Raw genomic sequence first — 13,830 nt, 5'->3', positions numbered from 1 at the left:
AAGTTCCGAAGGGAAGAGTTGGAGTCCGCGGACAAAGAAGAAAAAAAGCACCAAAAGTCTGGACACGGGAGCGGGGGCCCCCCTCGCCCCCCCCCCCCGAGGGTTTCAGCGCGGTGGCCGCATCGCCGCGAAGACCAGCAGCAACGCGGCGAGGAAGAGGGCGGCGACCGCCACGTCGATCAGGAAGCCGACGACGAGTCCTGTGATCATCGCTCACTCCTGTGCCGTCCGGGCTGCTTCGCGACGTCGTGCGTACATGCTGGTGAACGAGACCGTGACGAGAACGGCGACGATCACGCCCAGCGAAACCGGCGTCGGGACTTGCGGCACCCCCGGCCAGATCCCGTGTGCCCAGTGCAGGACCAGTTTCACCCCGATGAAGGCGAGGATGATCGCGAGGCCGTGGTTGAGGTGGACCAGCTTCGCGAGCGCCGAGTGGAGCACGAAGTACAGGGCGCGCAGACCCATCAGGGCGAAGGCGTTGGTGGCGAACACGAGGTACGGGTCTTCGGTGATGCCGTAGACGGCGGGCACCGAGTCGACCGCGAACACCACGTCGGTGGCGAAGACCGCGACGACCACGACCGCCAGCGGGGTGAGCGCGCGGCGCCCGTGTTCACGCACGGTCAGCCGGGTGCCGCGGTAGTCGTCGGTGACCGGCATCAGCCTGCGCAGCAACCGGACCGACCGAAGCCGCGAGAGATCCATCTCGCCGCGGCCGTCGGACATGGCCTCGCGCAGGATCTTGATCGCCGAGAGCAGCAGGATCACCCCGAAAACGAGGAACGCCCAGGTGCCGGCCGACAACATCGCGGCACCGGCCGCGATGAACACGCCGCGGAGCACCAGCGCGCCCACGATGCCGTACAGCAGCACACGTTGCTGCACGTCCGACGGGACCGCGAAGGCGGCGAGCAGGAGCATGAAGACGAACAGGTTGTCCACCGACAGGGACTTCTCGACGACGAAACCCGTCATGAACTCGAGCGCCTGGCCGCCACCGAACTCGAGCCACAGCCAGAGCCCGAACACGATCGGGAGGGCGAGGTAGAAGGCCGACCAGCCGACGGCCTCCCGCATCGACACCTCGTGCGGGCGGCGGGTGACGGCGAAATCGGCGACGAGCAGTCCCAACAGGACGGCGATGCTGATCGCCCACAATCCCGGCGATCCCACGGTTGCCACGGACTCGGGCATGAAGCCTCCTCGAACTCGAAGTTCGAGGTCTCCTTCACCCGATGGGCGGCCCCCCGGGGACACATCGGAGTGTCCGTACTGACCGGGCAGACCCTTGGGAAGTACTCCCCTCGCCGGTTCAGTATCGCACTTGGTAAAGAGATATTAAAGAGCGGGTCAAGCGGGGCCCTTCCGTAGCACGCCGCGTACCGCGTCGGCGGACAGCTCGTCCCACGGGAATTCGGCATCCAGGTCGCCCCCGCCCGCGCGCACGGCGCGAGATCCGTGCCCGCGGGGACGCCGATGGCGAAGTCGTACGGCTTCCGCGTGTCCTCGCGCCACCTGGTGATCGTCTCCACCACTTCGGCGAACTCGTCCGCGTGCGGCAGGTGCACCGGGAAGAACCCGTCGTACCGCGCGGCCCTGCGCATCGGCTTCGCCTTCCCGGGGAAACCCGCCAGCCACGCTGAGATCGGACGCGTTTGCGGTCATCCGGCTCGTCCCCGGTCTTCGAGAACTCCCCACCGAAGCGGTCGCTGCCGAGCCCCGCGCCGAGGATGAGCTTCCACCACCCAGCCGGTCCACGACAGCCAAAGTGCCTAGCGCAGGTTCATGCCTGCGACCGTACGAGGGAATCGCCCGCCGTGGCGTGCTCCCTTGGAGCCGGATGACACGTGCGTCCAGCCGGGACTCGCGTGATTGAAGCCGGATCACGCGTGTGTAGAGCCGTAAGACACCGAGCGACCCGGCCTCGGGCGTGTTCGCCCTCCAATCACGCGAGTTCCGCCTTCAATCACGCGAGTCCCGTGTCTGGACACACGAATCACGCCTTCCGACGAAGAAGGGGGGAACCTTCCCGCAACACCTCCCGGGCTCGCGCCACCCCGTCCTCCTCGCGCAACCGCCCGGCGACGTACTGCGCGCCGCGACGGAACAGGAGGTTGCCGGACAGCTCCAGCAGCCGTGCGGTCAAGGAGTCCTCGGTGAGTTCCCGTAACGGGAGCGGACGTGGTCCGGCGCCGAGCCGGGAAACCCGGTCACCCCAGTAGGGCTGGTCGGAGAAGACCGGGCAGACCAGCGACGGCACGCCCGCGCGCAACGCCGCGGCGGTCGTGCCCGCTCCGCCGTGATGCACCACCGCCGCGGTGCGGGGGAAGAGCCACGCGTGCGGCACGTCCCCGATCGTCAGCAGATCGTCTTCGTCGCCCACGGCATCGGTGCCGAGCAGGCCACGAAGCCCCACCCGGCGCAACGCCGCGCGGACGGTGGCGAACGTCCGTTCCGCCTCGGACGGCCGCATGCTGCCGAAACCGACGTACACCGGAGGCGGCCCGGAGGCGAGAAAGTCCCGCAGTCGCGGGTCCGGTCGCCACTCGGCGGGAGTCTCGAGAAACCAGTACCCGGTGACGTGGACCCTGGACGGCCAATCCTTCGGCCGGGGCACCACGGCGTCGGAAAATCCGCACAGCACCGGGGTTTCCGTCCGCCGGGGCCCGCGTACGCCTGCCTTGGGCAGGCCGAGTGACCGCTCTCGCCACCGGTCCACCTCCGGCCGCAGCACCTGCCACGCGACGGTGTCGACGGCGCGAAAGCTCAGCCGACGGCCACACGGCCCGGTCTTGGCCGCCCACGGCAGCAGCGGATGCGCGAACTCCCCTGTCGGCACGCTGGGCTGATAGTGCAGTTCGACGTCGGGGACGCCGAGCGAAGCGCCCAGATGCGCGCCGAGGAATCCCAGCGTCGGGGCGAGTACGAGGTCCGCGCCTTCCGCTCCTCGGTGGACGTCGGCAAGCAGTCGCTCCAGCACCGGGGCCAGCGCACCCCGCAGTCCCCGCAGGAAGGTCGCGGGATTACGCCCGCCCTCGGTCCATTCGCGTCCACCGGCCGAACCGAGGACCTCGCCGGGATCGGCCGAGAGCGGTGCGAAATCCAGGCCGTGCCCGGTCACCAACGTCCGGAACCGCTCCGCCGCCAGCACTCGCACGCGATCGCCGTCGAGACCACGCCCCAAGGCGATACACGGCTGGACGTCGCCCCGCGAACCGGGAGCGACGATGACGACGAGCCGGGTCACCGCTTCGCCGCCGTCAACCGGTAGCGGAGGCGGAACGGCAGGTTCGCCAGCACCGCCGCGACATGCGCGTCCCGGCCGACCAGGTACCGCGGCGCCGGACGGCGCGCGGTCAGCGCGTGGACCACGACCCGCGCCGCCCGCTCGGGCGGCACACCGTTCCGCGCGGACCGCTCCGCGCTGCGTTCGGCTTCTTCCAGTTGCGCCCCGTACCTTTTCCGCGCGGCTTCCGGCAGGGCGGCGCGTACTTCCTCGGCGGCGGCGCGGGCGCGTGGCCAGATCGAGGTGGCGACCGCGCCGGGCTCGACGAGGACGACGCCGATGCCGGACGGAGCCAGTTCGGCGCGCAAGCTGTCGGTCAAGCCGACCAGGGCGAACTTCGACGTGTGATACGGCCCGACCATCGGCCCGGCGATGCGCCCGCCCATCGATCCGACGGTCACCACCCTGGCGGTGGACGCGGCACGCAGCGCGGGCAGCATCGCCTGCGTGACGGCGAGCTGACCGGTGACGTTGACCTCCAGCTGCTGCCGGAAATCCTCGAGCGGGACGTGTTCCAGCGGTCCGGGCCGGGCCATCCCGGCGTTGTTCACCAGTCCCCTCAGCGGCCCCGCCGCCGCGACCTTCTCCCCGCAGGCCGCGATCGACGCCGCGTCCCGGAGATCCATCCGCAGCACGGTGACCGCTTCGCCGTATGTGCCGGCGAGGTCCGTTTCGTCCGCATCGGTGCGCACGCCGGCCCAGACGTGCGCTCCCCTCCGGACGAGTTCGGTCACACAGGCCCGGCCGATCCCGCTCGACGCCCCGGTGACCACAAAGGACGGACGGGTCACGACGCCTCCCCCGCCTTCACCGGCGCCGACAGCGCCCTCAGCATCCGCGGCCAGGTCTTGTGCAACTGCTCCTGCCAGTACGCCCAGTGATGCGTGCCCGGCCCGTAGAAATCCGTCATGACCGGGATGCCGAGACGGTTCAGCCGGTCCGCCATCGCGGTGGTCTGGCCGGCGCAGAGGAATTCGAGCAGCATCGCGCCGGGCAGCACGTCGACCGGGAGTTTGCCGTCGAACGGCCCCGGCAGTCCGTTGCCCGTCGACAGGTACAGCTCGGTGCCGCGCAGCCGGTCGGCGTTCACCAGCGGATCGTGCGCGTCCCAGCGGGACGCCTCGCGCCTCCTATCACCCCAGAGCGCTTCAGGATCTTGCCGGGCCGAGGCGACGATCGCGCTGGTCAGCAGCTCGCCGTACGGACCGGTGGGGTTGAGATTGCCGCTGAACGACCCGGCGAAGCGGAACACCCCGGGCCGCCGGGCGGCGAGTTCCACCGCGCCGTATCCGCCGAGCGAGAGCCCGGCCGCGACCCGCCGCCCGTCCCCGCGATAGCCGCGGTCGATCAGCTGCGGGATCTCGACCGCGGTGAACGTCTCCCATTGGTTGAGCACGACGTCCTTGCCGTAATTCCACCAGTCGGAAAAGAACCCGGCGGAACCGGAGCCCGGCATCACCACCAGCGCGCCGGAGTCGTCGGCGAGTTTCCGGATGTCGGTGTTGGCCGTCCAGCCGCGATAGTCCTGCAGCCGTGTCTCCCCGGCGAGCAGGTACACGGCCGGCCACTTGCGGTCCGGTTCGGCGGCCCACCGTGACGGGAGGATCAGCCGGACCATCGCGTAGCTCGCGACGCCGACCGAGCGCACGGTGAGATCCAGCATCCGCGGGTCACCGTCCACTGTGGTCTGGGCGACGACGTGCGAGCCGTCGTCGGCGCGGACGTCCGGGACACCGCTCTCGGCCCGCGCCGGGGCCGGCAGCAAACACGCCACGGCCGCCAGCGACGCGACCGCCCGCAGCCGCCTCGAAGTAGTGCGCATACGTAATCCTTTGTCCCGGTCGTTGGATCGATTTCTAAAATGTGACGGCGATTACTCGCAAAAAGAAATCCGGAGGGTGCCGACACATTAAGCGGACGGACCCCTGTCAGGCAATTGTCCTGCCCACAATCCGGGAGGACAATATGAATGCCAGGGAAACAAGAAATGCGCCCACCTCCCCCATCCGGGTGACCCGTCGCTCACGGACAGTGAGCGACTGTGGCACGGAGGTACCAAACTGGCCCGCGCACCAGCGAAAATCCCGGAAGCCGCAGGTCACCGCCTGTACACGAAGGACATTTACGTTCTCTTGACACCTTCCGGTATTCGATTTCCCGTCGTAGCCTTCGTCGTGCCGCCCGGGTTCGGCGTCCACTGACGTGACCCGGCGCCTGCGTCCCACCGAAGGGACCGCGACTCCATCAGGACCCTTCCGAAAGGGCTATTCATGGCTGCCCGAATTCGCGCGCTCATCGTCTCCGCCGCCGCGGTGGCGACCATTTCCGGAACACCGGGAGAATCGATACAGGACGCCGCGGCGGCTCCTGTCCCCGCCGTTCCGCCCGCCGCCCTCCTGCCGCCGGAGACCGTCCCGCAAGCGTCCGCGCGCGACGGCTTCGACCTCCGCGCGGCACTATCCACTTCGGACACAGGAGCTCGGCGGGAGAGCCGGATCGACGTCGACGGCTGCGAGGACGTCGTCCACGGCAGGCTGGTCGGCACCGACGCCACCGGCCAGGGTTTCCAGTCCGCCGTGCCCGGCGGCCAGGTCTCCGAACTCGTCGCGCGCACGACGAACCCGCCCGATCTGACGGCATGGGCCGCTCGGGCCGGGCGGTGCTCGAAGGTGACGGTCGACGACGCGGCCGGTACCGCGGTGTCGACCGTCACCGTCCATCCCGCTCCCACCGTTCCGGGCGCGAAAACCCTTTCCTACCAACAGCTCCTTACGCTCCCCGGACAGCCCCCCGAACTGCCGGGACTGCGTCTGCGCACCGTCGCCATCGCCGCCGACGACGTACTGGTCGTGCTTCGTGACGCCGGGACCACCGGCCTCGATCTCGACGCCCTCGCCGTCGCCGCCTGGCGGCACGCCGCCGGACCGCTCGGCCGGTGAAATCCCCCGCACCCTGAACACCCCCGAGGAGTTGCCATGTCCCTGGCCCCCGAAAACCTGCCCGCCACGGCCGGCCCCACCCTCCCCGACTGCCTCCGGCATTGGGCGGACACCGACGGCGACCGGCCCGCGGTGACCTTCGCGGATTTCGCGACCGATCGAGCCGGGCGGCGACGGACCCTGACCTGGAAGCAGCTCCAGGAGCGTGTCGACGCCGTCGCGGGGGCGCTGCCCGTCCGGCCCGGTGACCGGGTGGCGGTGCTGTGCCCGCAGAGCGCCGAGTACGTCGTCGCGTTCCTCGGCGCGATCACCGCGGGCGCGATCGCCGTTCCGCTGTTCGACCCCGGGCTGCCCGGGCACGCCGGACGGCTCGCCGCGGTACTGACCGACTGCTCCCCCACCGCGGTGATCACCACCGCCGCGGCCGAGGACGCGGTCCGCGAGTTCCTGGCCGGTCTGCCCGGCGGCGAGCGCGTCGCCGTCGTCGCGGCCGACAAGCCCGCCGCGGGCCCCACCCGTGCGTGGCCCACCCCGGTGCCGGCACCGGACGATGTGGCGTACCTGCAGTACACGTCCGGTTCGACCCGCAGCCCGGCGGGAGTGGTGCTGACCCACGCGAACGTGCTGGCCAACGTCAGCCAGGCGGTGCGCGGGCTCGGCATGGACCCGGCGGGGACCACGGTGTCGTGGCTGCCGCTGTTCCACGACATGGGTCTCGTGCTCGGCCTGATCACGCCGCTGGCGCTGGGCATGCGTTCGGTGCTGATGGATCCGCTGGCCTTCATCGAGCGCCCGGTGCGCTGGCTGGAGTTGCTCGGCGACCACAAGGGGAGCTGGAGCGCCGCCCCGAACTTCGCGTTCCACTACGCCGCGAGCCGGGTGCGCGAGGAGGACCGCGCGAAACTCCGCCTCGACCGGGTCGCCGCGATCGTCAACGGCGCGGAGCCGATCAACCCCGACGTCCTCGACCGGTTCCACGCCGCTTTCGCCGATTCCGGTTACCTTCCGGAGAAGACGCGTCCGGCGTACGGGCTGGCCGAGGCGACGGTCTTCGTCACCACCGGCCCCGCCGCACCCCCGCGGGTCACGACGTTCGACCGCGCCGCGCTGGGCGCGGGGACGGCACGACAGGCGGACACCGGTCTCCGGCTGGTCGCCTGCGGCGTCCCGGTGGGTCAGCACGTCGCGTTGGTCGACCCGGAAACCGGCGTCGCGCTGGCAGACGGCTCGGTCGGCGAGATCTGGGTGCACGGTCCCAACGTCGGCACGGGCTACTGGCAGAAGCCCTTGGAGAGCACCGAAACCTTCGGCGCCCGGCTGACCGGAGACCACGGCGGGCTGCCCGACGGGCCGTGGCTGCGCACCGGCGACCTCGGCGTCCGGCACGACGGCGAGGTCTACATCGCCGGCCGGATCAAGGATCTGCTCATCGTCGACGGCCGCAACCACTATCCGCAGGACGTCGAAGCGACGGCGGCCTCGGCAGACCGCGACATCCGTCCCGGCAGTGTCGCCGCGTTCGCCGTCGAAGGCACCGACACCGAAGCCGCGGTCGTCGTCGCCGAGCACCGCGGTCACACCGCACTGAGCGCCGAGGACGAACGGGCGCTCGCCGTGGTGATCCGGCGGCTCGTTTCCGACGCGCACGGTCTCGCGCTGCGCGACGTCGTGCTCGTCCCGGCGGGACTGGTCCCGCGAACCTCCAGCGGCAAGATCGCGCGCGGCGCCTGCCGCGACCGTTACCTCGCAGGCGACTACGGAAAGGCCTTGGTGCGATGAGAAACCCTTCGCTCGACACCCCCGCACTGCGCCGCTGGCTGCTCGACACCGTCGCCGAACACATCGGCGTCGACCCGGCCCGGCTCGAAGCCGATCGTCCGCTCAGCGACTACGGCCTGTCCTCCCGTCAGGCCGTCGGTATCGCCGGCGATCTCGAGAACCTGCTCGGCACCCCGCTTCCGGCGACCCTGCTGTGGGAAAGCCCGACCCTCGACCACCTGGCCCGGTCCCTGACCGGTGATGCCGAACCGGAACCGGAATCACCGGGCACCGACCGCCGCCGGACCGACCCGATCGCCGTCGTCGGCCTCGGCTGCCGCTGGCCGGGAGCGGACGGCCTCGACGAGTTCTGGGATCTGCTGCGCGGCGGACGGGACGCCGTCCGGACCGCGCCGCCGGGCCGGTGGAACGCCGACGCGGCGCCGATCGTCGGCGGTTTCCTGGACGATGTCGCCGGCTTCGACGCCGAGCACTTCGGCATCACCCCGCGTGAAGCCTCCACAATGGACCCGCAACAACGGATGCTGCTGGAGGTCGCCTGGGCCGCGCTGGAACACGCCGGGATCGCCCCGGCCTCCCTGCGCGGCAGCCGGACCGGTGTGTTCACCGGGATCTCCACCCACGACTACGGGCACCTCACGATGGCGGGCGGTGGAGTCGACCTGTGGACGGCGACCGGTGCGGCCGGGAGCATCTCGGCCAACCGGCTCTCCTACGTCTACGACCTGCGCGGGCCGAGTATGGCGGTGGACACCGCTTGCTCCTCGTCGCTGGTCGCGGTGCACCACGCGGTGCGCGCGCTGCGCGACGGCGAGGCGGATCTGGCACTGGCGGGCGGAGTGAACCTCATGCTGCTGCCCGGACCGACGGCCGCGTTCGCCGCCGCGGGCCTGCTGGCCGGGGACGGCCGGTGCAAGACCTTCGCCGCGGGCGCCGACGGGATCGCGCGTGCCGAAGGCTGCGGTGTCGTCGTGCTCAAACGGCTCGCGGACGCCGAGTACGACGGCGACCGGGTGCTGGCGGTGATCCGCTCGACCGCGGTCAACTCCGACGGCCGGTCCCAGGGCATGGCGGCACCGAACCCCGTCGCCCAGCAGGACATGCTGCGCACGGCGTACCACGGCGCCCGGCTCGACCCGGCGACCGTGGACTACGTCGAGGCGCACGGCACCGGCACCCTGCTCGGCGACCCGATCGAGGCCCGCTCGCTCGGCGCCGTTCTCGGCAAGGACCGCACGGCCGACGCCCCGCTGCTGATCGGTTCGGTGAAGACGAACATCGCGCACGCGGAAGCGGCGGCGGGAATCGCCGGGCTGATCAAGGTCGTGCTCGCGATGACCCACGACGAACTGCCGCCCCAGCTCCACTTCACCGCCCCCAACCCGCATATCCCGTTCGAAGACCTGCGCCTGAAGGTGGTGACCGAACCGACGCCGTGGCCACGCCGGTCCGGCCGTGCCACGGCGGGAGTGTCGGCGTTCGGTTTCGGCGGGACCAACGCGCATGTCGTCCTCGAACAGGCCCCGGCCTTGGAACCGGCCCAGGACCGCAAGGACGTCCGGATCGGGCTGCTGTCCGCCCGCACCCGAGACCGTCTCTCCGAACGCGCGACCCAGCTGGCGAACTGGCTGGAGTCCTCTGCCACGCCGTCGCTTTCCCTCGCCGACGTCACCCACACACTGTTCCGGCGCGACAACGGCGGGCCGCATCGCGCCGCCGTCGTCGCCGGGGACACCGCCGAGCTCGCGGTGCTGCTGCGCGCCGTCGGCTCCGGTGCCGATCCGCTGCCCGCCGGCGCGGCCGCCGGCACCACGCGGAGCAGCGACGGCCCGGTGTTCGTGTTCTCCGGGCACGGCTCCCAGTGGGAGGGGATGGGACGCGGGCTGCTGGCCGCCGAACCCGCCTTCGCCGCCCAGGTCGACAAACTCCACGACCTGTTCACCGAGCACACAGGCCGATCGCTTCGCGCCCTGCTCACCAGCACCGATCCCCTGTCCCTGCCCGGAACCCAGGCCGCCATCTTCGGGACGCAGATCGCGCTGGCCGCCCAGTGGGAGGCACTCGGGGTCCGGCCCGCGGCCGTCGTCGGGCACTCGCTCGGCTCCGCGGCGGCCGCCGTGGTGAGCGGTGTGCTCACCCCCGACGAGGCCGTCCACCTGGTCGCGACCCGCGCCCGGCTCCTCGGCACCGTCGGCCCGGGAGGGGCGATGGCCGCGGTGGAGCTGGCGCCGGAGGAACTCGAGCTGTACCCGGACATCGAACTCGCCGTCGAATCGGCACCGGGCCAGCTGACCGTCGCCGGGGACGCGACCGTGCTCAAGCTGCTCGTCGCGGAACTCGAAGCCGCCGGGCTGACCGCGCGACTGCTGCCGGTCGAGGTCGCCGGACACTCCGCCCGCGTCGACCCGATCCTGCCCGCGCTCCGGGAAGCGCTCGTCGAACTCGGGGGCCGCCGTCCGACGGTGCCTTGGTACGACACGGTTCTCCCCGATCCGCGGGAGCTGCCGGACTTCGACGCCGGGTACTGGGCCGCGCATCTGCGCCGTCCGGTGCGGTTCCGGCAGGCCGTGGCGGCCGCCGCCGCGGACGGGCATCGCGTCTTCCTCGAGGTGTCACCGCATCCGATCCTGCGAGGTTCGGTGGCGAGGACGCTCGAAGCCGAGGGGATCCACGACGCCGTCGTCACCGGAACGCTGCGCCGGGGCCAGGACGAGGTCCGCGCGCTGGGCGCCGCGGCGGCCGAACTGTACTGCGCGGGTATCCGGATCACCCCCGCCGATCCGGACGACGGCGCCCGCCTGGTCGACGTCCCGCCGATGCCGTGGCGGCACGAACGGCACTGGTACACCGCCGCCGAGGAACCGCCGTCGTTCGCGGCGCGCACGCCGGCGCCCGAACCCGTACGGAGCGGCGGAGGTGACCGGCTGACCGAGATCGTCGCCGCCGTCATGGGACTGCGGCCCGACCGCATCGACGCCGACGTCCCGCTGGTGGAACTCGGACTGGATTCCCTGATGGCGAACCGGATCCGGGAAGCCGTCCGCCGGGAGTTCGGCACCGAACCGGACGCCGTCAGCGTGCTCCGCGGTGCCACCCTCGCCGATCTCAGCCGCGATCTCACGCCGCGCGAGAACGAAGCACCGCTTCCGGCCCGCGGTCGAGCCTGGGACGCGGCCGACCGGCTGGTCCTGCGCCTGTGGCAGGAGCACACCGGGATCGACGCGGGCGGCACCCAGGTCCGGCTGACCGAGACCGGCACCCCGGATCGGCTGGCCGAACTGCTCGCCGAGGGGCTCAGCGCCGAACTCGACACACCTGTCGACGCCACCGAACTCCGGCGGCACGACTCTCTCGCGGCCATCGCCGACGTCGCTCGCGCCGTCCTCGACACGAGGGAGGACCGGGGACCGGTCCACGTGCTCGCCGCCGGCGAAACCGGGATCGCGCCGCTGCTGCTGTTCCACCCCGGTGGCAGCACCTGCACCGTGTACCGGCCGCTACTGGACCGGCTTCCCGCCTCGGTGCCGTGCGTCGGATTCGAACGCGTTCCCGGTGTCAGCATCGAAGAACGCGTCGAACAGCTCCTGCCATTGGTGCGGGAACAGCGTCGCGACCGGCCGTACCGGCTGGCGGGCTGGTCGTTCGGCGGGGCGCTTGCCTACGGCCTCGCCGTGCGACTCGCCGAGGAAGGCGAAGAGGTCGAGTTCGTCGCGCTGATCGACACCATGCTCCCGCTTCCGGAGCCGGATCTCGATCCGCGCGCGTCGTCCGCCCGGCGGTTCCTGCGGTTCACCGGTTACGTCGAAGGGACCTACGGGCGCGAAGTGCGGCTCGGCCACGAGGAGCTGGCGCCGCTGCCCGAAGAGGAGCAGATCGAGCTGACCATGCGGCGGGTCGCCGAAGCGGGTCTGCTCAGCCCCGGCGTGCTCCGGCACCAACGTCAGTCCTTTTTGGACACACTGGCGGCCGAACGCGGTACGCCCCGCCGCTACGACGGGCGCGTCGTGCTCTACCGGGCGACCGAGCAGTACGCGGCCGGACTCGCGATGGAACCCCGGTATTCGCGCACGGACCTCGCGGCGGGCTGGGCGGAGTTGTGCCCCGGGCTGGAGATCGTGCCGGTCGAGGCACATCACCTGTCGGTGGTCGACCCGCCCCACGTCGACGTCGTCGCGAGGCATCTGACGGGGCTCCTGTGACCACGGCCCGGGCCGGGCGAGCGGTCATCCGCGCCTGGCCGCTGCTGGCGGTGCTCGGTGCCGGGCTCTTCCTCGTGGCGGTGGACGCGACCGTGCTGCACGTCGCGTTGCCCGACCTCGTCCGGCAGCTGCGGCCCGGCGCGGCGGCGCAGGTGTGGATCGTGGCGATCTACCCGCTGACCGCCGCGCCGCTGCTGCTGCCGTTCGGCACCCTCGGCGACCGGTACGGACGACGGCGTGTGCTGGTCGCCGGGTACGTCGTGTTCGGTGTCGCGTCGCTCGGCTGCGCGTTCGCGCCGAACGTCCCGGTGCTGCTGGGTTTCCGCGCGATGCTCGGTTGCGGCGGCGCGATGATCATGCCGGTGACGATGTCGCTGCTTCGCGAGCTTTTCCCGGACCAGCGGCACCGCCGCACGGCGATCGCGGTGTGCAGCGGGATCGCGGGTACCGGCTCGGTGTTCGGGCCGATCCTCGGCGGGGTGCTCGTCGAGGCGTGGGGCTGGCGGGCCACGTTCCTGCTGAACCCGCCGGTGATCCTCGCGGCGGTGGTCCTGGCGCTGCGATGGCTCCCCCGCAACGCGCCGGGCAGGCGGCCATGGGACGCGCTGAGCGCCGCCCTCGCGGCAGGAGGTGTCCTCGGTATCGCGTTCGCCGTCGGGCAGCCGGGTTCCTGGATGACGGCTCTGGTTTCGGGCGGGACCGGCTGTGTCCTCATCGGACTGTTCCTGCGCCGCCAGCGCCGGACCGATCCGCCGCTGCTGGACCTCACCCTGTTCCGGCGGCCGGGAGTGCGGGCCGCGGTGGGCGGGGTAGTGCTGGTGATGAGCACGCTGGTCGGGCTCGGCCTGCTGTTCGCCCAATACCTCCAGGTGGTGCTCGGTCTCTCGCCCACGGCGGCGGCGTCCCGGCTGCTCCTGGTGCTGGGCGCGTCGGCCGTCGGCAGCGTCGTGACCCCTTCGCTGCTGGGACGGTTCGGCAACGCGCGGGTCCGCACGGCCGGGTTCGCGGTGACGGCGGTGTCGTTGCTGGCCCCGGCGGCGGGTTCGGCCGCGCTGACGTCACCGGTGCTGCTCGGCGCCGGGATGACGGGACTGGGGCTGGGTATGGCGCTCGCGCTCACTTCGAGCACCGACACCCTCCTTTCGGCGACCTCGGCGGACCAGGCGGGCGGGGCCGCGGCGGTGGAGAAGACGGGCTACGAACTCGGCGCCGGTTTCGGGACGACGGTGTTCGGTTCCTTGGCGGCAACGGTGTACGCGGCGCACTTGTCCGTCCCGGCGGGGGTGCCCGAACCGGCGCGGTTGCTCGCCCTGTCGGGGCCCGCTCAAGCCGAAGCGGCTGCCTCGGGTCTTGAGCCGCATTCGGCCGGCGAATTGCTCGACGCCGCGCGGATCGCTTGCACCACCGGGCTTCAGGTGTCCGCGGGCGTCGCTTGTGGGTTGTTCGTCTTGGCCGCGGCCGCTTCCTGGCTCGTGAGTGGTAAGGCCGCGGCGACAGGTAGGCCGGGGTGGTGGGGGGGGGGGGGGGGGGGGGTTGGGGGGAAAACCCCCCCCCCCCCCCCCCCCCACCCCACCCCCCCCCCCCCCCCCCCCCCCCCCCCCCCCCCCCCCCCCCCCCCCCCCCC

7 protein-coding genes and 1 pseudogene are annotated in these 13,830 nt (G+C 71.7%); 4 read left to right on the top strand and 4 right to left on the bottom strand.

Annotated features, from left to right (window positions below; all coding sequences use genetic code 11):
* Positions 1-213: 213 nt before the first annotated feature.
* The 4 genes from ACZ6DT_RS19420 to ACZ6DT_RS19405 form a co-directional block, all read right to left on the bottom strand.
* A complete protein-coding gene (locus ACZ6DT_RS19420) occupies positions 214-1,197 on the bottom strand; it encodes a TerC/Alx family metal homeostasis membrane protein (RefSeq protein WP_465596728.1) in 984 nt (327 codons plus the stop codon).
* Positions 1,198-1,999: 802 nt separating this feature from the next.
* On the bottom strand, positions 2,000-3,250 hold the full coding sequence (locus ACZ6DT_RS19415) for a glycosyltransferase (RefSeq protein ID WP_465596725.1): 1,251 nt from the start codon (positions 3,248-3,250) through the stop codon (positions 2,000-2,002).
* The gene (locus ACZ6DT_RS19410) at positions 3,247-4,080 is read right to left on the bottom strand and encodes an SDR family NAD(P)-dependent oxidoreductase (RefSeq protein WP_465596722.1); all 834 of its coding nucleotides are present in this window, start codon (positions 4,078-4,080) and stop codon (positions 3,247-3,249) included. The genes ACZ6DT_RS19415 and ACZ6DT_RS19410 overlap by 4 nt, the downstream gene beginning before the upstream one ends.
* Entirely contained in the window at positions 4,077-5,111 is a 1,035-nt protein-coding gene (locus ACZ6DT_RS19405; protein ID WP_465596719.1) for an alpha/beta hydrolase, read from the bottom strand. The genes ACZ6DT_RS19410 and ACZ6DT_RS19405 overlap by 4 nt, the downstream gene beginning before the upstream one ends.
* Positions 5,112-5,559: 448 nt before the next feature.
* Between ACZ6DT_RS19405 and ACZ6DT_RS19400 the strand changes: the two genes are divergently transcribed.
* From ACZ6DT_RS19400 to ACZ6DT_RS19385, 4 genes and pseudogenes are all read left to right on the top strand, one after another.
* The gene (locus tag ACZ6DT_RS19400; protein ID WP_465596716.1) at positions 5,560-6,228 is read left to right on the top strand and encodes a hypothetical protein; all 669 of its coding nucleotides are present in this window, start codon (positions 5,560-5,562) and stop codon (positions 6,226-6,228) included.
* A 36-nt stretch (positions 6,229-6,264) separates the two neighbouring features.
* Positions 6,265-8,007, top strand: coding sequence for a fatty acyl-AMP ligase (locus ACZ6DT_RS19395; protein ID WP_465596713.1), 1,743 nt, complete (start codon positions 6,265-6,267; stop codon positions 8,005-8,007).
* Entirely contained in the window at positions 8,004-12,206 is a 4,203-nt protein-coding gene (locus ACZ6DT_RS19390) for a beta-ketoacyl synthase N-terminal-like domain-containing protein (protein ID WP_465596710.1), read from the top strand. The genes ACZ6DT_RS19395 and ACZ6DT_RS19390 overlap by 4 nt, the downstream gene beginning before the upstream one ends.
* Positions 12,104-13,366, top strand: a pseudogene (locus tag ACZ6DT_RS19385) (MFS transporter); the annotation flags it as partial. The gene ACZ6DT_RS19390 and the pseudogene ACZ6DT_RS19385, both read left to right, overlap by 103 nt.
* Between the last annotated feature and the right edge of the window lie 464 nt (positions 13,367-13,830).

This window comes from Amycolatopsis sp. NPDC041971 (genome assembly GCF_055588925.1).
Note: the sequence above shows the minus strand (reverse complement) of the source record. Positions and strands in the feature narration are given on the sequence as shown.